Origin of the sequence: Erysipelatoclostridium sp. MSK.7.34, assembly GCF_019041935.1 — a bacterium.
Classification (GTDB): Bacteria; Bacillota_I; Bacilli_A; order Erysipelotrichales; family Coprobacillaceae; genus Thomasclavelia; species Thomasclavelia ramosa.
Map to the genome: position 1 here is coordinate 21295 of NZ_JAHPYJ010000004.1, position 20046 is coordinate 41340.

The 20046-nt window shown below is 31.7% G+C and carries 16 protein-coding genes; 4 read left to right on the forward strand and 12 right to left on the reverse strand.

The annotated features are described in order from the left end of the window. Window positions 1-149 precede the first annotated feature (149 nt). A complete protein-coding gene (locus KTF99_RS04045) occupies window positions 150-632 on the forward strand; it encodes a QueT transporter family protein (RefSeq protein ID WP_003537067.1) in 483 nt (160 codons plus the stop codon). A gap of 36 nt (window positions 633-668) precedes the next feature. Here KTF99_RS04045 and KTF99_RS04050 read toward each other — a convergent pair whose 3' ends face one another. The 7 genes from KTF99_RS04050 to carB (KTF99_RS04080) all read right to left on the reverse strand — a co-directional run bounded on the left by KTF99_RS04050 (window position 669) and on the right by carB (KTF99_RS04080) (window position 11439). Then, window positions 669-1133 carry a glyoxalase gene (locus tag KTF99_RS04050; protein ID WP_008793041.1) on the reverse strand — a complete coding sequence of 155 codons (465 nt, stop codon included), beginning with the start codon at window positions 1131-1133 and terminating at the stop codon, window positions 669-671. 10 nt (window positions 1134-1143) lie between these two features. After that, window positions 1144-2514 carry a sensor domain-containing diguanylate cyclase gene (locus KTF99_RS04055; protein ID WP_226828655.1) on the reverse strand — a complete coding sequence of 457 codons (1371 nt, stop codon included), beginning with the start codon at window positions 2512-2514 and terminating at the stop codon, window positions 1144-1146. A gap of 90 nt (window positions 2515-2604) precedes the next feature. Further along, on the reverse strand, window positions 2605-2874 hold the full coding sequence (locus KTF99_RS04060) for a DUF1905 domain-containing protein (protein WP_008793043.1): 270 nt from the start codon (window positions 2872-2874) through the stop codon (window positions 2605-2607). A gap of 107 nt (window positions 2875-2981) precedes the next feature. Continuing rightward, entirely contained in the window at window positions 2982-3338 is a 357-nt protein-coding gene (locus KTF99_RS04065) for a hypothetical protein (RefSeq protein ID WP_254210088.1), read from the reverse strand. Window positions 3339-3592: 254 nt separating this feature from the next. Beyond that, entirely contained in the window at window positions 3593-6790 is a 3198-nt protein-coding gene (gene carB, locus KTF99_RS04070) for a carbamoyl-phosphate synthase large subunit (protein WP_029481193.1), read from the reverse strand. Window position 6791: 1 nt separating this feature from the next. After that, window positions 6792-7862 (reverse strand): carbamoyl phosphate synthase small subunit, encoded by a 1071-nt coding sequence (locus KTF99_RS04075; RefSeq protein ID WP_009300698.1) that lies wholly within the window; start codon window positions 7860-7862, stop codon window positions 6792-6794. A 358-nt stretch (window positions 7863-8220) separates the two neighbouring features. Further along, on the reverse strand, window positions 8221-11439 hold the full coding sequence (gene carB, locus KTF99_RS04080; protein ID WP_003537059.1) for a carbamoyl-phosphate synthase large subunit: 3219 nt from the start codon (window positions 11437-11439) through the stop codon (window positions 8221-8223). Window positions 11440-11766: 327 nt separating this feature from the next. Between carB (KTF99_RS04080) and KTF99_RS04085 the strand changes: the two genes are divergently transcribed. Further along, window positions 11767-12237, forward strand: coding sequence for a DUF1003 domain-containing protein (locus tag KTF99_RS04085; RefSeq protein ID WP_008793046.1), 471 nt, complete (start codon window positions 11767-11769; stop codon window positions 12235-12237). A gap of 55 nt (window positions 12238-12292) precedes the next feature. Continuing rightward, window positions 12293-13177, forward strand: a complete 885-nt coding sequence (locus tag KTF99_RS04090; protein ID WP_008793047.1) for a GH25 family lysozyme — start codon at window positions 12293-12295, stop codon at window positions 13175-13177. 56 nt (window positions 13178-13233) lie between these two features. Here KTF99_RS04090 and KTF99_RS04095 read toward each other — a convergent pair whose 3' ends face one another. The 5 genes from KTF99_RS04095 to KTF99_RS04115 all read right to left on the reverse strand — a co-directional run bounded on the left by KTF99_RS04095 (window position 13234) and on the right by KTF99_RS04115 (window position 19351). Continuing rightward, window positions 13234-15096 carry a thioester domain-containing protein gene (locus KTF99_RS04095; protein WP_008793048.1) on the reverse strand — a complete coding sequence of 621 codons (1863 nt, stop codon included), beginning with the start codon at window positions 15094-15096 and terminating at the stop codon, window positions 13234-13236. Window positions 15097-15224: 128 nt separating this feature from the next. Continuing rightward, the gene (locus KTF99_RS04100; protein WP_034559266.1) at window positions 15225-16880 is read right to left on the reverse strand and encodes an alpha-glucosidase; all 1656 of its coding nucleotides are present in this window, start codon (window positions 16878-16880) and stop codon (window positions 15225-15227) included. Between the two features lie 145 nt (window positions 16881-17025). Further along, window positions 17026-18228 carry a threonine ammonia-lyase gene (gene ilvA, locus KTF99_RS04105; protein WP_009009308.1) on the reverse strand — a complete coding sequence of 401 codons (1203 nt, stop codon included), beginning with the start codon at window positions 18226-18228 and terminating at the stop codon, window positions 17026-17028. 125 nt (window positions 18229-18353) lie between these two features. Further along, window positions 18354-18533, reverse strand: a complete 180-nt coding sequence (locus tag KTF99_RS04110; protein WP_003537049.1) for a DUF4250 domain-containing protein — start codon at window positions 18531-18533, stop codon at window positions 18354-18356. Continuing rightward, the gene (locus KTF99_RS04115) at window positions 18533-19351 is read right to left on the reverse strand and encodes a Cof-type HAD-IIB family hydrolase (RefSeq protein WP_003537047.1); all 819 of its coding nucleotides are present in this window, start codon (window positions 19349-19351) and stop codon (window positions 18533-18535) included. The genes KTF99_RS04110 and KTF99_RS04115 overlap by 1 nt, the downstream gene beginning before the upstream one ends. Before the next feature lie 214 nt (window positions 19352-19565). Between KTF99_RS04115 and KTF99_RS04120 the strand changes: the two genes are divergently transcribed. After that, window positions 19566-20030, forward strand: coding sequence for a YbaK/EbsC family protein (locus KTF99_RS04120; RefSeq protein ID WP_003537045.1), 465 nt, complete (start codon window positions 19566-19568; stop codon window positions 20028-20030). The last annotated feature ends 16 nt before the right edge of the window (window positions 20031-20046 follow it).

Sequence of the window (20046 nt, forward strand, 5' to 3'; positions counted from 1 at the left end):
TTTAAATATTGTTGTATTTATATAAAATATTTTAATTCTCATATTCCTATACAGAAAGACTAGTCTTTTTACTTAAAATCGTATATAATATCCATGTTTTCAATGAGGTGACATTTAAGTGAAAATAATACTATGAAAGGATATAATATATGAACAAAGGTATTTCAGTAAAACTGGTTGTAATCAATGCGATGATTGCGGGGGTTTATGCTGTACTCACTTTAGCAATCTCACCCATCGCATATTCAGAAATCCAATTTAGGCTATCAGAAATAATTGTTTTTTTAGCATTTTATAATCGACGCTATATTCCTGGCTTAACGATTGGTTGCATTATTGCTAATCTATTTTCACCAATGGGAATGTTAGATATTGTCTTTGGAACTTTAAGTACGATTATAGTATGTATTGCTATGTACTTGATTAAAAATCGCTATTTAGCTGCTGGAGCAGGAGCAATTATAACAGGAATGATTATTGGGGCTGAATTATGGTATGCTTTCAATATTCCATATGTAATAAACGCAATCTATGTTGCTGTTGGAGAATTAATTGTTTTAATTATCGGCGCACTTGTCTTTAAATCATTAGAAAAAAATGACCGTTTAATGAACTTATTAGATTTAAAATAAGATCATTGACGGTCTTTTATTACTTTAATATTCTTTTTAATCATTAAGCAGTTTTTTAAGATCAGCAACTGACACATCCATTTTTTTTGAAATCTGCTCCGTTGTCATCCCACGATCAATAAAACGGTTAATTACCATCTTCATCGACTCACCTACTTCAATAATATGTTTATCCAAGTCATAAAAACGGACTACTCGTTGACCCCAGCTATGCTCTATAACATCATCAAGATACTCTATTTGTGGGTACACAGATAATCTTTTTAAAAATGCATCAAAATTTTCTTCTTCAAAACAAATTTCATGATCATTTGCTTTTTCAATAATCTTCTCTTTCTCTATATTAATAAGCCAGTCAAAATCTTGCTGCAATGATAATCCACAATCAAACGTAATATTTATTCCATAATCCTGATAAACTTCTAAATCAAATAGTTCTTCATAAAATTTTTTTGATGCATTAATGTCTTTTACTGATATTACAAATCCTGTATATCTCATCTTCTTCTCCTTAAAATTTTGCCAATTTATTTTTTCCTAATGATTTAGCAATATATAAGGCACTGTCTGCAGCCTTATATAGTTCCGCTACGGTTTCTCCATCCTTTGGTGCAACTGCTAACCCACAACTACATGTGACAACAATATCTGGATGTTCTTCTATTTTTATTTTAGCAATTTGGTTACAAGTCAGTTCAAGTTTTTGAATAACAATATTAATAATTTGAACATTTTCAATTAAGATAACAAACTCGTCACCGCCTAAACGTCCGACCAAATATTCACCAAGATTATCTCTTAAAATTTGTCCAATTTCTTTCAAAATAATATCACCAATAGGATGACCATATGTATCATTGATTTTCTTAAAATCATCAATATCTAAAATCGCTAATCCAAATTCACTTTGAGCTTTTAAATACCTCTTAATTTCCTCTGTTAATTTCCGACGATTATATAAACCTGTCAAACTATCATAATCAGCTCTTTTTAACAAAACACGACGCTCTTTTTTATTTACAATAAAAATATAAAGAACCGTAACTGTTAGAACCATTGCAACAGCTCCCAGCAAATATGTCTCATATTTCATAATAAACTGATAATCCTGAAATGCATCAGAGACTAATACAGAATAACAAATTACCCACTCACTTGACTCTAAAGGAACATATACTAAATAGCGTGTTTCTTTACCTCCTTTAGTCAAAACACATCCTGAAACATAATTACTAATGTCTGTTTTTATCTGCTGTAGCTGCTGATTACTTAAAATATTACTTTCCTGACAATAGTCATAAAAATTTCCTTGATAATTATGAAGCTTCTGATCATTAATCAAAAAATTACCAGAATAATCAATTAAATAAGTATAACCCTTGTTATTATATAAATTAGAAAACTCAATTTCACTAATTGCCCGTACATCATAAGATCCCATTACCATACCGATTATTTGACCATGTTGACTATAAATTGGAACAGATAAAGCCATCCTACGCTCACCATCAATAACTGAATCTACTGGTTCACTATTTCTAGCTCCTCCATTCATCGTATCTTGATAATATCCTCTAGTACTTATATCATAACTACTACCATCACTTAGATATCCAATTCCATCTTCAAACGCCACAACAATTCGATCAAATCCATTTTTAGAAACAAATGCTTTAGTAAAATTTATCAATTGTGACATATCACGTGTGTTTAAGCTAGTGATATACCCAGATATCCCTTCTAATTCTTGATATTGTATAGAGATCGTCGCTTCCAAACTTTTGCGATGAGAAATCACTTCGTTAAGTAAAATTTCTTGAACTTTTTCATTAATCCCACTATTGATATTAGTTAAAAAAATAGTTACACATATAATTGACATTATAATAAAAAACAAGATGGCGAATAGGTACTTCTTTGTGTATTTAGACTCTACTTTTAGCATCTTTTTCACCCCTTGTTTTATTTACTATTATTCACGTTCTTGAATCGTTACGTGAACAATATCTCCTGGTTGTTTATTAATTATTTTTCGAATATCTTTTCTCAACCCAATAATATGATTAGGGGTTTTCATTTTTACTAAACTTCCTAAATATTCGATTCCATCAAATGTAGCAATGACTTTTACACGTCCTTTATTAAATTCCTTTTTTACATCGTATGGAAAATCAACATAAGCACCATCTATATTCGGTACTTTTTTAATTACAGCATCAAATTCATATCTTTTCATATTCATTTTATCACTTCCATATGTAATTGTAACCCATATCAAGAAAATAATCTAATTTCATTACTTTTAACTAGATATAATCTTATTATAAGAAACTCTAAGATTATAAAAATTTAAATATCGATCCCATGATTAAATAAATAAAAACTAAGTCTTTTAAAACATGATATCTCCCATGAATTACCATAAAAAACAACTCGTTTAGCTTTTTTTATTGTCTTTATTAGAATTCTAATTTGATGATCTTCAAACTCAGTTTCTAGAGCACTCCAAGCCATATTGGAACGATACTGTTGATAATCAATATTAAACATTTTTTTCTGTTTTACTTCTTCATCTAATATAGTAATTAAGTCTTTAAAACTCTCATAGCCACCCTTACTAAAAAAACGATGTAAAGAAGCCTTAGAGATCCCTACATCATCAATAACTTTCTTAATCGTCAACTGTTCCAATGAATTTAAATGCATTAATAAATAGTGTGCAATCACACTATCACTAGATTCTTAGCTACACAACCGATATAGCATTTCATATGTATACATATTATCTACCTCTTTCAATAATTATACTTCAATATAAAAAAACATAAAGTTAATTATCTTCATTAACAACTCAAAATAATAATGTTATTGACCATAATTTTATCAAGAAACTACTTATCAAAGTTTATATTTTACAAAAAACAGACTTAATGATGCAATCTCACTAAGTCTGTTTTAAACTATTTTAGTTTAGTAATATCTACTAAAGAAGTATCCCCTTTATGACGTTTTTCTAAACTAGTAATCAATGCTTGAGCAGTATCTAATGAAGTAAAGATTGGAATTCCTGCTTCTACAGCAAATCTTCTAATTAAGAAACCATCTTTTAAGTTATCATTACGAGTGGGAATATCAATGATTAAATCAACAGTATCTGTTAACATTAAATCAAACAATGTGTTACTTTTAGCACTAATGCGATTCACTAAACTAACTGGTACATCATTTTCTTTTAAGAAATTATAAGTTCCTTCGGTTGCATATAAATCATAACCAAACATATAATATTGTTTTGCAATTGGTAAAAATTCATCTTTTGCAGAATCTTTAATCGTACAAATAATATTCTTTTTCTTTGGTAAATTGATTCCTGAACCAATAAATGCTTTATAAATTGCCTCATCATAATCAGTTGAAATTCCAAGCACTTCTCCTGTTGATTTCATTTCTGGACCAAGACTAATCTCAGCTCCCTTAATTTTTTCAAAAGAGAAAACCGGCATTTTTATCGCAATTGTTTCTTTTTCTGGTGCTAAGCCATATTCATATCCCTGTTCTTTAATTGTTTTTCCCATAATAACATGAGTTGCCACATCTACCACCGGAATATCTGTTACTTTAGAAATATATGGAATTGTTCTACTTGAACGAGGATTTACTTCAATTACATATACTTGGTCTTCATATACAATAAATTGAATATTAATTAAACCGATGACATTTAAAGCTTTAGCTAAACGACCTGTGTATTCAACAATCGTATCTTTAATATGCTGTTTGATCTTTTGAGTTGGATAAACTGATATACTATCACCTGAATGGACTCCCGCACGTTCAACATGTTCCATAATTCCCGGAATCAGTATTCCATTTTCATCACAAATAGCATCAACTTCTACTTCTTTGCCAGCTAAATATTTATCAATTAAAATTGGGTGTTCTTGATATTGACGATTAATGATTTTCATAAATTTCTTTACATCACCATCATTTAAACAGATCTCCATTCCTGCTCCCCCTAAAACATATGAAGGACGAACTAAAACTGGATATTTTAATCGATTAGCAACTTCTAAAGCCTCCTCAATTGTAAAGACTGTTGAACCACGAGGACGATCAATTTCACATTTTTCTAAAATCTCATCAAATCTTTCACGGTCTTCAGCTGCATCAACATCGTCAGCTGATGTTCCTAAAATTTTAACCCCCATCTCCATTAATGCCTTTGTTAGTTTGATTGCAGTTTGACCACCAAATTGAACAATTGCTCCATCAGGATGTTCGATATTAACAATATTCTCAACATCCTCTGGTGTTAATGGTTCAAAATATAAGCGATCTGCAATATCAAAGTCAGTACTTACTGTTTCAGGATTATTATTTACAATAATTGTATCATAACCAGCTTCTTTTAAAGCCCAAACGCAATGAACTGAGCAATAATCAAATTCAATTCCTTGTCCAATTCTGATTGGTCCTGAACCTAAAACCATTATTTTTTTCTTATCATCAGCTGGATTTACTTCATTTACTCCACCATAGACTGAATAATAATATGGAGTTGTTGCATCAAATTCAGCCGCACATGTATCAACCACTTTATACACTGCGTTAATTTTATTTTCTTGGCACATATTTTTTACTTCATCACTAGTTTTACCTGTTAACTTAGCAATTACTTGATTTGGGAATTCTAAACGTTTAGCTTTTTTCAATAACTCTCCACTTAATTCTTTATTTTGTAATTCCTTTTCTACTTCTACTAAATGTTTGATTTTATCGATAAACCATAAATCAATTTTTGTGATATCATGAATTTCTTTTTCACTAATTCCTTGGCGTAATGCTTCTGCTACCGCAAAAATTCTTTGATCGTCAACATCTTTTAATTTCTTTTGGAGAAATTCAACATCTTTTCCATCAAATTCATCTAGATGCAAATAGTAAAGATTTTGCTCCAGTGAACGTAATGCTTTCATTAGCGCACCTTCAAAATTATTGCAAATGCTCATAACTTCTCCAGTTGCTTTCATTTGAGTCCCTAATTCCCTTGAAGCATCAACAAATTTATCAAATGGCCATTTAGGAATTTTACATACGACATAATCTAATGTTGGTTCATATGAAGCATAAGTTTTCCCTGTTACTGCATTGATGATTTCATCTAATGTGTACCCTAAAGCAATCTTTGCTGCTAGTTTTGCAATTGGATAACCAGTAGCTTTACTAGCTAAAGCTGAAGAACGACTAACTCGTGGATTTACTTCAATTACACAGTATTCAAAACTATCGGGATTTAGCGCATATTGAACATTACACCCACCTTGAATATCTAATGCTGTAATAATATTTAAAGCAGAGGTTCTTAACATTTGATATTCTTTATCTGATAAAGTTTGGCTTGGCGCTACAACAATACTGTCACCAGTATGAACTCCTACAGGATCTAAATTTTCCATGTTGCATACAGTGATGCAGTTTCCAGCACCATCACGCATTACTTCATACTCAATTTCTTTCCATCCGGCAATACACCTTTCAATTAAACATTGACTAACTCGTGATAACCTTAATCCATTTGAACAGATATCATGTAATTCTGTTTCATCATAAGCGATTCCGCCTCCCGTTCCACCTAAAGTATAAGCAGGACGTACTACAACTGGATAACCAATCTTTTTAGCAAACTCTAAAGCATCATCAACATGATTAACAACTAATGAGGCTGCACATGGTTCATTAATATTTTCCATTAGGGTTTTAAACTCTAAGCGATCTTCGGCTAATTTAATCGTATTAGTTGAAGTCCCAATCGTTTGAACATTATGTTCTTCTAAAAAACCTTCATCAGCTAATGCCATCGCAATATTCAAAGCATTTTGACCACCCAGGGTTGGCAAAATACTGTCTGGCTGTTCTTTAATTATTAAACTTTTAACAACCGGTACGGTTAAGGGCTCAATATAAACCTTATCAGCAATATCCTTATCAGTCATGATTGTTGCAGGGTTAGAGTTGATTAAAACTACTTCAATCCCTTCTTCTTTTAATGCCCGACAAGCTTGAGTTCCAGCATAATCAAATTCTGCTGCTTGACCAATAATAATTGGTCCCGAACCAATTACTAATACTTTTTTTATTCTACTATCTTTTGGCATTCTATTTTCCCTCCATCATCTTTATAAATTCTTCAAATAAAGCATCAGTATCCAATGGACCAGCACATGCTTCAGGGTGAAATTGTACTGTTTTAATATTTTCCTTAAGATAAGTAACACCTTCGATTGTCTTATCATTTACATTGATAAACCATGGTTTTGCTACTGCTGAATCAATTGAATCTTCTTTAATCACAAAATTATGATTCTGAGTAGAAATATATACTCGACCAGTTTCTAAATCTTTAACCGGATGATTAGCACCATGATGGCCATACTTCATCTTTTCAGTTTTGAAACCATGGGCTAAAGCCATTAACTGATGTCCTAAACAAATCGCAAAAATCGGTGTTTGACTACTTGCAAGCAGCTTGATTTCTTCAATAATTTGAACATTTTCCTCAGGATCTCCAGGACCATTTGAAAGCATGATTCCATCATACTTTTCTTTTAGAATAACTGACGCTGGCGTACTGGCAGGATAGACTGTAACTTGACATCCACGTTTCACTAAACTTTTAGCAATGTTAGCTTTTGCTCCATAATCTAATAAAGCAACTCTTTTATCTCCAGTACCAATTGTATAAGACTCTTTACATGTAGTTTGTTCCACAACTCCAGTTACTTTGAAAGCATGAATCCGTTTCATTACTTCATCAAGATTTTCATATTTAGTTGTTGTTATCATTCCATTCATACATCCAATATTACGAATAATTTTCGTTAGATTTCGAGTATCAATTCCTTGAATCCCAGGAATATCATGTTGGATTAGGTATTCCTCTAAATCAATATTTTTTCTAAAATTACTTCCCAATCTAGCTAGTTCATTTACAATAAATCCCTCTACATGTGGTTTACTTGACTCTTGGTCTTCTAAACAAACCCCATAATTCCCAATTAATGGATAAGTCATTACGACTGACTGACCAGCATAAGAAGGATCTGTTAACACTTCTAAATATCCTGTCATCGAAGTATTAAATACAAACTCACTAACTACTTCTTTAACTGCACCAATACTTGTTCCTTCAAATACACTGCCATCTTCTAAAATTAAGTATGCTTTCATCATTCATCCTCCTTAATTACTATAAAAAAACATATCAATATAACTGATATGTTTAATAACAATAAAAATATAAAAATGAGTTCATAATATCAAATTTTTCACTTACTAATTCTTTAAAAAACACCAACATATGCCTCATTCCTTTCTTATTCTTGTATAGTATAGTAGAAATCATTTGAATATTCAAGATATTTTTATACTTTTTTATTATCACGAGTCAAATTTATTGATATAGATTAATATTTTCAAGCCTAATAATAAAAAATCATTGATACAAACACAATAAAATCCCACCTCCATAGATTTAGTGAAATTATCTCATTTATCTACTTTGGTGGGAATAGCTTAAATTTAAATTTTATTTAATTGCTAAATGATACTCTTGTAAAGATTTAACTTCATGACTACCATGAATTTTCATTTCCATAATTCCTTCTAATGATGCTTTAGCAGCAGCAATATTAGTCATATATGGAATTCTCATTTTAATTGCAGCTTTACGAATATAACTATCATCATGAGCACTTTGTTTACCATGAGGTGTATTAATGATCATTGCTAATTCACCATTAGTTAAAGCATCACTAATATTTGGACGACCTTCATGAATTTTTTTGATTTTTTCTACTGGAATACCACTTTCTTTGATCAAGTTATAAGTATTCCCTGTTGCTACAATAGTAAATCCAGCATCATAATATCCTTGTGCAAGCTCAACAACTTCTGGTTTGTCTAAGTCACTAACACTGATCAAAACTTTTCCTTCAGTTGGTAAAATTGTTTTCGCCCCTTCTTCAGCTTTATATAAAGCTGCTCCATATGAACTGGCAATTCCTAATACCTCTCCAGTTGAACGCATTTCAGGTCCTAAAACAGGATCTACTTCCGGGAACATATTGAATGGGAAAACTGCTTGTTTAACTCCAATATGAGGAATTTTCTTTTCTGTTAAAGTTGGTACTGGTGAAGGACGCCCAGTCAATTCACGAGTAACAATATCTGTCGCAATTTTTACCATATTAATATTACATACCTTTGAAACTAGTGGTACTGTTCTTGAAGCTCTTGGATTGGCTTCTAATACATATACTTTATCATCAGCAATTGCATATTGCATATTCATTAAACCACGAACATTCATTTCTTTAGCAATTTTCTTTGTATATTCTTTAATTGTTTCTAAATGACGGATAGGAATATGTTTAGAGGGTAAGATACATGCTGAATCACCTGAGTGGATACCAGCTAATTCGATATGTTCCATAACCGCAGGAACAAAAACAGTTTCACCGTCACTGATTGCATCAGCTTCACATTCCATAGCATTATTTAAGAAGCGGTCGATTAAGATTGGGCGATCAGGAGTTACCCCAACAGCTGCTTTCATATATTGTTCAAGACTTTCATCATCATAAACAACTTCCATTCCACGACCACCTAAAACATAAGAAGGTCTTACCATTAATGGATAGCCGATTCTTTTAGCAATTTCTAATGCTTCTTCAACATTTACTGCCATTCCAGATTCAGGCATTGGAATTTCTAATTTTTCCATCATTGCATTAAATAAGTCACGATCTTCTGCCATATCAATAGTTTCTGGTGTTGTTCCTAAAATATTCACACCATTTTTCTTTAATTGAGCAGCTAAGTTAAGTGGTGTCTGTCCACCAAATTGTGCAATTACACCTACTGGTTTTTCTTTTTCATGAATACTTAAAACATCTTCTAATGTTAGTGGTTCAAAGTATAATTTATCAGATGTATCATAGTCAGTTGATACAGTTTCAGGGTTACAGTTAACAATAATTGTTTCAAATCCTAATTTCTTTAATGCTAAAGCAGCATGAACACAGCAATAGTCAAATTCAATTCCTTGTCCAATACGATTAGGTCCACCACCTAAAATCATAATTTTCTTTTTATCGTGATGAATGTCGCTATTATCTTCAGCATTATATGTTGAATAATAATAAGCACTATCCTTTGTTCCACTTACGTGTACTGGTTCCCATGCTTGATTAATATTATTAGCTAATCTTTCTTCTCTAATTACATTTTCCTCAACATTCAAAATTTGACTTAAATATTTATCTGAGAATCCATCTTGTTTTGCTTGTTTTAGTACTTCAGCCGGTAATTCTTTACCTTCGTATGATTTTATATTTTCTTCTTCTTCAACTAATTCTTTCATTTGTTCAATGAAATAATGTTTGATTTGTGTTAGTTCAAATAATTCTTCAACTGTTGCTCCCTTTCTTAACGCTTCATACATAATGAATTGTCTTTCGCTAGTTGGAACAGTTAACATATGTAATAATTCTTCTTTAGATAACTTATTGAAGTTTTTAGCATACCCTAAGCCATAACGTCCAATTTCCAATGAACGAATTGCTTTTTGGAAAGCTTCTTTATAAGTTTTGCCGATACTCATAACTTCCCCAACAGCTTTCATTTGAGTACCAAGTTTATCTTCAGCCCCTTTGAATTTTTCAAATGCCCAACGTGCAAACTTGATTACAACATAATCACCATCAGGTACATATTTATCTAAAGTTCCATATTTACCACAAGGAATATCTTCCATAGTCAAACCAGCCGCTAACATTGCTGAAACTAAAGCAATTGGGAATCCTGTTGCTTTTGATGCTAAAGCTGATGAACGAGATGTTCTTGGATTAATTTCAATAACAACGATTCGATCAGTTTCTGGATCATGAGCAAATTGAACATTTGTCCCTCCAATTACACCAATTGATTCAACAATTCTAAATGCTTGGTCTTTTAAACGATCTTGCACTTCTTGGCTAATTGTTAACATTGGAGCGCTACAGAATGAATCTCCAGTATGAACTCCTAATGGATCAATATTTTCAATGAAACATACTGTGATCATGTTGTTGTTAGCATCACGAACAACTTCAACTTCTAATTCTTCCCAACCTAAAATAGATTCTTCGATTAAACATTGACCAACTAAACTAGCTTGTAACCCCCGAGATACAACTGTTTTTAATTCTTCAACGTTATATACCAGTCCACCACCGGCACCACCCATAGTATAAGCAGGGCGCACAACTACTGGATAACCTAACCGTTCAGCAATTGCTAAGGCTTCTTCAACAGTTGTTGAAACCTCACTACGAGCCATTTCAATGCCTAATTTATCCATTTCTTTTTTAAATTCTAAACGGTCTTCACCACGTTCAATCGCATCAACTTGAACTCCTAATACTTGAACGTTATATTTTTCTAAAACACCAGCCTCATTTAATTCAGAACATAAGTTTAATGCTGATTGCCCACCTAAGTTAGGAAGTAACGCATCTGGTCTTTCTTTTTCAATGATCTGTGTTAATCGTTCTACATTTAATGGTTCAATATAAGTAACATCAGCAGTTTCCGGATCTGTCATGATCGTTGCAGGATTTGAGTTCACTAACACGATCTTATAACCTAACCCTCTTAAAGCTTTACACGCTTGAGTTCCTGAATAATCAAATTCACAAGCTTGACCAATAATAATTGGACCTGAACCAATTACTAATACTGTATTAATATCTTCTCTTTTTGGCATTTTTGTTCCTCCGTATAATCTTGATTAATTTCACAAAAAAACATATCAAGTAAATGATATGTTAATTATAAAAAATAGAAATATAAAAGAATTGAAAATGATCAGTAATAGTCTTAACAATGCGTTCACCAAATACTTTAAACATCATAATCACTCCTTCATAACTTTATCCATATTAGTATACAAAACTAAATGACACTATTCAACAAATTTATAATTAGTTATCATTGTAAGAAACCTTCTTCAAAATCCATATTTTTATTTAAAATCTAGTTATTGCGTTTAAAACAAAACAAGCTGTAAATACTATATAAAAGGATGGTTTTAATGAAAAATTTAACACACACTAAAATAATAAATGAAATCATTGAAAATGTTCGTGATGATATGCAGGATGAAGAAATAATTCATCTTGTTCTTGAAAAAACAGTTGCTTTACCTGATGGTAAGGATGAAACACTAGGACAAAAAATTGCTGATAAAATTGCTCATCTTGGTGGTAGTTGGACTTTTATCATTATTTTTATTATATTACTAATTTCCTGGATGATTTATAATATCCTTGCTAAAGATAGCCTCGATCCTTATCCCTTTATTCTTTTAAATCTGATTTTGTCATGTATTGCTGCGATTCAAGCACCTATTATTATGATGTCGCAAAATCGTCAAGAGCAAAAAGATCGTCAAAGAAACGAAAATGATTATAAAGTAAATTTGAAAACTGAAATCATTATTCAGGATCTTCATAATAAATTAGATCAAATTCTTGAAGAACTTGAAAAACAAAATCATCAATAAGCATCAATCGACAACTATTTTTAATTATGTTAGAATTAGTTGTCGAGGTGATATCATGAAAAAGAAAACTAAAAATAAAATTTTTAGTCAAAAAAATATTATTTTTCTTTTTATTGCTGGTACCCTTCTTTTTTCATGTTCATTATATTATAAACAATATTTACCAAAGTATCTGACCCATAGTATCGTTATTTTACTAATTATGATATTTTGTTTACTGCCATTTTTATTTAAGCGATTTAAAAAGCAACATAATCTAATCAAAATCATCGTATCTGCTTTATCATTTAGTTTAATTGTTACTGGTATATTAGTCTTTAATCATAATGATCGATTAGCTAAAGACGGCCAATATATTGGCATTGATATTTCTAAATGGAATAATAATGTGAATTTGCAGTTAGCTCGTCAAGAAATTGATTTTGTGATTATCCGTTGCGGCTATACTTCTCTAACTGATGGTACCAAAACCAAAGTTGATCCGCTTTTTGAACAAAATATCAAGCAATGTCAAAATTTAAATATTCCTTACGGTGTATATTATTATTCTTTAGCCACTGAAGCTGCTCAAGCAAAAAAAGAGGCTGAGTATGTTAATCATTTACTAGATGGAAGAGTTCCCGAACTTGGGGTTTTTATTGATTTAGAAGACGAAACTTTTCAAGGGGCTTTAACAAATGATCAATTAACAATCGTAGCTACAACTTTTTTAGATAACATTCAAAATCAAAATAAAAAAGGAATCTATGCTAATCATCACTGGTGGACAACTAAATTAACTGATAAAAAACTAGATTCTTACATTAAATGGAAAGCACGTTATAATGATACTCCAGTATTAGAAGAAGAATATCATATTTTACAATATAGTGAAACTGGTCAAATTAGAGGAATCAATGGTAACGTTGATTTAAATATGACTATCAATAAATATTGGTAATAATTTCATTTTAATAGCTTAATTAAAAGCCCCATTAACTGGGGCTTTCGTCATATTTATAATATTCTACGTTTCTGTTTTGTAAAAATTAAAAAGAATATAAAGCTTATTAATGCAATTCCAGCATAACCACTATAATTGCTTATATCACCAGTTGGTACCACAGGAATATGCTGATTTTCAAATACTATTTCTTTTATACTCTCACTGTTTTCAACTTTAAACGTAAGTTCTGGCGCAAGTGTATAACCGGCTGGAGCCTTGACCTCTTTTAAAACATATTCACAATCAACTAACAGCCCCTTGATTAAATGTGCATCATCAGTTGATACCCATTGTTCAATCAAACTCAATGATTCTCCATCCTTTAAATATAGTTCTAATGTTGCTCCTGGTAATAATTGCTTAGTTAGAGCGTCAATTTTAGAAATTGTTGTTTGTGTTAATTTATTTTCTACATTTAAAGTATACTGGTATTCTTTGGTAACCCTATCTTCTTTATTAAAAGCTACTTCATAAACAGTATCATCAAATACATATCCCGGTAAAGTCTTTACCTCACTAATAAGATAACTTCCCATCGGTAACTTATCAATAATAATTTGTCCATTTTGATCTGTAATATAAATTCCTTGATTTTGACCAATTGGCATACCAGCTCGATAAAGAACTGTCCCTGTAATTATATCTTTAATGTCCTCCTTAGCAGTTATCTTAAATTCAATTCCAGATAAATCATCTAAATGTCCTTCTAGTTTCTTATTGATTATTAATTTACCGACTGGTATCAATTCATTGACAATTGTTTTTGTAGTCACTTCATTACTTTTAATCGTAACAGTGTATTCCTTATTAAGACTATCATGATCGGCTGGTGTCTTAATTTCCGTTAAAATATAATCTCCAACTAATAAATTATCTATTTGTAATACGCCATTTTTAACCACATGATCTTGATTATAATCATTATTTTTCCCCTTCAAATTAAATACCGCCCCATCTAGCATCTGTTTATCCTCATTTGTTTTGATTAATTTCAAACTCCCCACTGGTAAATATTCTACTTGCAAACTAGTTGGTTTGGTTTCTCCATTCCCTAAAACCATTGTTCCAATCGTTTGGGTTTCATCGTCAATCGTTAAAACTAAAGGTCGATAATAACTATTCGTTGTTCCCATCAAAGAACCACTCGACCAGTTATAATTGTCTCGTTTGGTTAATGGAGACGATAAATAGAATTTTTGACCACTACTTAATTGTACCGTCCCAGTAACTGTTTGATTTGTCGTTAAATTATGTAATTCCATGTCTTTGTCTAAAACCATCGTTAAAGTAGCATCAGCATCACCAATTACCGTAATTTCTTCACTCCGCTGCCTACCATCTTTTTGATACATTTTCAAACTATTTTTTGAAAATCCAATCTCTCCTTTAGGAATTGCAGGACGATTAGGGATTGCTTCGATCCATTCTGCCCAGCCCCAGCCACGTAGTTTTTCCAAGTCAACACCATGAAGATCTCCAGCATAATAATAGCTTGCGGCAATATGAGTTAACAGATATGCCATTTCAACACTAGTTACACCATCTGTTGATAGTGTATCAGCAGGACCCCCATAGCCATAATAAAGTACTTTTTGAAGATTTTCATTATCTACATAACTTCCTTCTCCTACAGTTCCATTACCTGGTGAATGTTTGCTTGCTTCTAAACAATATGCTATTTTTCCATCTACAGTATACATTCGTGTTGACCAGGTTCCACTACTGTCAAACCAGCTAGGATATTTAATTTTCTCACCTGCACTAATTTGATATTGCTGTCCATTGACATAAGTTACAGCATTACAAAACACCAAAATAAAAGTCACTGCAACTAACAGTGACTTTCGAATATATTGATTTAATTTTCTTTTCATCTTTCTGCTCCTTTGTTGATTTATATCACTAATATAATGACACTCTGACAAGGAGAACGACAATAATATCTCACATTTCCCTCCAACAAAAAAGAGATCTCATTGAATGAAATCTCTTTTATCATATTTTATTTATTTTCTTCAAGATACATAATCGTTTGATATGGTTTCAATACTTTACCATCATATTCTTTATAATTATTTAAAATAAGCTCTTTAGCACAAATAAATGGCTGCTCTTGATTCGAAAAATTACATACATTGACAATAAGTTGTCCTTGATAACTTCTCTGGTAGACAATCAAATTATCATTTTCACATTCATCGGGAATAAAGCTTCCAAAAGTTAAAGTATTACTATAAACACTTTGTTGTCTTAAATAGATCATTTTCTTATAAAAACTATAAACTGAATCCGGATCATTAAACTGTGCCTTAACATTTATAACTGGATAACTTTCATTTAACGCTAACCACGGTTCAACATCAGAAAACCCAGCATATTGACTGTCATCAAACGGCATTGGAGTTCTAGAATTATCACGACTGCGTTTATTAACTAGAGCCAATGCCTCACTTTCACTAAATCCTTCTTCAAGCATTCTTTGATATTGGCCATGTGAACTAATATCATCAAAATCATCAATAGATCGCCGAACACAATTTGCCATTCCTAATTCTTCTCCTTGATAAATATAGGGAACCCCTCTTAAAAAGAAATACATTGAAGCAATCATTGTAGCACTATAATAACCATGATCTGCTTTATTTACAATCAACTTATCTAAAGAACGCGGCTGATCATGATTTTCTAGGAAAGTTCCTACCCAGCCTACTTTATTTACTTCGACTTGTGAAGTAAATAGTAAATCTCTAAATTGTTTTACAGTCCAGTCTTTACGAATAAACCATTCCTCATTATCTCCAATATCAAAATTAGAGTAATTAAAGTCGAACATACTGTCAAAACATCCATTTTCACCAATATAGATACCTAATTTATCATATGATACCCCATAAGCCTCAGAAATTGTCATACAGTCATGTTTAGCAAACGTATTCTCCTTTAATTCCTTAAAGAAAACTTCAATTCCTGGCTGATTACGCGCAAAAGGGATACAAGACACTAATCCATCTTCACCATCAGGCTCACCATCTTGATAACGTTGATCCTTTTTAATAAAATTAATGGCATCCACCCTAAATCCTGCAATTCCTTTATCTAACCACCAGTTGATCATTTGATAAATTTCTTGCCGTAATACAGGGTTTTCCCAATTTAAGCATGGTTGCTTTTTTGAAAAAGCATGAAAATAATATTCATCTTCAGTAACTTTTTGCCATACTGAGCCACCGAAAATACTCCGCCAATTAGTTGGCGCACGACCATCTTTTCCATGTTTAAATATATAATAATTCCGATACTTACTCGTCGGATCAGCGATTGCTGCTTTAAACCATGGGTGTTCATCAGAGGTGTGATTTACAACTAAATCCATAATTATCTTAATTCCTCGTGCTTTTCCTTTTTTAATTAACTCATCCAAATCTTCCATTGTTCCAAACATAGGATTAATTGCATAATAATCACTAATATCATAACCATTATCATCCATTGGTGAAGCATAAATTGGACATAACCATAGGCTCGTTACCCCTAAATCACTAAAATAATCTAATTTCTCAATAATTCCTTGTAAATCACCAATTCCATCACCATTGCTATCTTTAAAGCTTTTAGGATAAATCTGATAAACTACTTCCTTTTGCCACCATTTCTCCATTATTAAATCACTCTCCTTTTATTCATATAAATAAATCATATATCTTCATTATAAAAGCCTAATCCCTTCAATATTTCTAATTTTCATATTATAAAAATAAATATGATAAAAAGGATAAGCTGCTGCCTACCCTTATGTAAAAATATTAATTTATTTTAGTAATTGTATACCCAAGTTTATTAAACTCATCAATAATCATTTGAATGTGCGCATTACCATTAGTCTCAACTGTTACTCTTAATTCTACTTCAGAAAAACGAGCAAAATTTTTAAACTGATTATGGTCAACACCAATTACATTGGCATTACATTGATTTAAAACCTTCGATACTAATTCCAACTGCCCTGGTTTATCAGGTAATTGAACAGAGAAAGTAAAAATTCGTCCTCTTGAAATAAGTCCTTTATTAATCATAGACGAAATAGTTAACACATCAATATTTCCACCACTGATCAATGATACAACTTTCTTCCCTTTAGTTTTTAGCTTCTTTAATCCTGCTAAAGCTAAAATCCCAGAACCTTCAGCTACCAGCTTATGTTTTTCAACTAATAACAAGAATGCTTCCATCAATTCATAGTCATTGACCAAAACAATATCATCAACATATTCTTTAATATATTTAAACGTTTTAGAGCCAATTTGTTGCACAGCTGTACCATCGGCAATCGTATTAACCTCATTCAATAAAACTACCTGATCCTCTTGAATAGCTGCAGAAGCACTTGCCGCTCCTTCAGGTTCAACCCCAATGATTTGAATATCGGGTTTAATTAATTTAGCAGCTGCAGCAATCCCCGAAATTAAGCCACCGCCACCAATTGGTACTAAAATCATATCAGCATCTGGTAATTCTTCAAGAATCTCCAATGCGATCGTCCCTTGTCCTTCCATAACATCTTCATCATCAAACGGATGGACAAAAGTATACCCTTCACTTTCTTGTAGTTCAACTGCCTTAGCGTAAGCATCATCATAAACCTCGCCAGCTAAAACCACATCAGCACCATGGGCCTTTGTTGCCTCAACCTTGATCAATGGTGTATGACTAGGCATTACAATAGTTGCCTTAACTCCTAGTTTATTAGCTGCATAAGCAACCCCTTGAGCATGATTTCCCGCTGAAGATGCAATTAATCCATGCTTTTTAGCTTCATCATCTAATTTCACGATCTTATTATAGGCACCTCTAATCTTGAAAGCACCAGTTTTTTGTAAATTTTCTGGTTTGATATAAACATCATTACCACATTCAGCTGAAAAAGCATCGCTATGAATTAAATGTGTCTCTAAAATTACTTCATCAACTCTTTGCTTTGCGGCTTTAAAATCTTCTAACTTCAACATTTGACATGTCCCCCTTAATTAAATTACATTATAGCATTTATCATTAAAAAGTAAAAGATTGTCTTTAATAATATCAGATGATTAAAAATATAATCATAAAAAAAGACAAATCATATTGATCTGCCTTATTTAATTTTTATTTGGTTAATTTTTTCATCAAAATAATATCCATTCACATCCAATAATTCCATGATTTCAATTTCATTAGCATCATTAATTTCTAATATTTGTGCCAATGACATATCATCATCACGTAATTTAGTATTTAAAAAACTCACTAGCATATTAATATCATTTGGTAACATTAAATTTCACCCTTTTCACTTAACATCTTTAAGCACTCATAAATTCCTTCTTCATCATTTGATAAAGTGATATAAGCCGCTCTCTTTTTTACTTCATCAACTGCATTGGCCATTGCTACACCGAATTTTGCAAACTCAATCATACTCAAATCATTATAACCATCACCAAAGCTAATTACTTCATCTCGTTTAATTCCTAAACGCTCAATTAAAGCCTGCAATGAAGCCGCTTTATCAATTCCTTGCGCCATCACTTCAATGAAAAATGGTGCTGAACGATAAATACTTAAAGAATCACCATATGGTGCCTTAAACTCATCAAGTATTGTCTCAGCATATTCAGGCTTTGCCGTTAATAAGACTTTATTTACAGAAAAATTCACTGCATCTTTAAAATTATCAATATGTTTGATTGGCATATGATTAATATCGCCTTCAATACAAACATACTCATCGGTTTCATCTTCTGTAAGAATCAATTCATCAGTATAAGTCATTACCGCCAAATTATACTGTTTCGCTCGCTCATAAACCTGATGTGCCGTTTTAGCATCGTACACTTTTTGATATATGATTTCTTTTGTTTTATAATCAACAACCTTAGCACCATTAAATGATAGTAAATAGCCACCTGTTTTATCTAATTCCAGCTCATTAGCTTCTGCATACAATCCAGCAGTTGGACGACCTGAAGCCAAAACAATCACTACACCTCTTTTTGCCAGCTCCTGCAAGATGGCTTTTGTCTTTGGTAAGATTTGTTTATCAGTACTCTTCAAAGTACCATCTAAATCTAATGCAATTAATTTATACGTCATTTTTCTACCTCTCAATATAATCAAAGTTTATTAAAAGATAGTTATTTTGTCAAATATATTTAAAGATAATATTTGATACTAGTATTATAACCCTAAAATAACCTATTTTAGTCTCAAATCAATAATAAATTAGTCTTATTATCATCTCAATATTTTTGCTTGAAAATATTAATAATTATGGTAGAATTGCTTTAATTTATAAGGAGGTTGCATCATGTCACTACAACAAGCTAAAAATTATTTGAAACAATTCAACCGGGAACAAGATATTATCGAATTCGATGTTTCTAGTGCTACTGTTGAACTTGCTGCTAAAGCTTTAAACTGTGCGCCTGAACGTATTGCTAAGACATTATCTTTTAAAATCAACGAACGCGCGATTTTGATTGTTACTGCTGGTGATGTTAAAATCGATAATCGCAAATACAAAGAAACCTTTAAAACCAAAGCAAAAATGCTCGCACGCGATGAAGTATTGCCAATCATCGGTCATGATATTGGGGGAGTATGCCCTTTTGGCGTTAATCCTGATGTTACTATCTATCTTGATGAATCACTTAAGCGATTTCAAACAGTTTTTCCTGCCTGCGGCAATTCTAACAGTGCTATTGAATTAACGATTGATGAACTTTCTAGCTATATTAAAGCAGAATGGATTGATGTTTGTAAAACCATCTGATGATGGTTTTTTATTA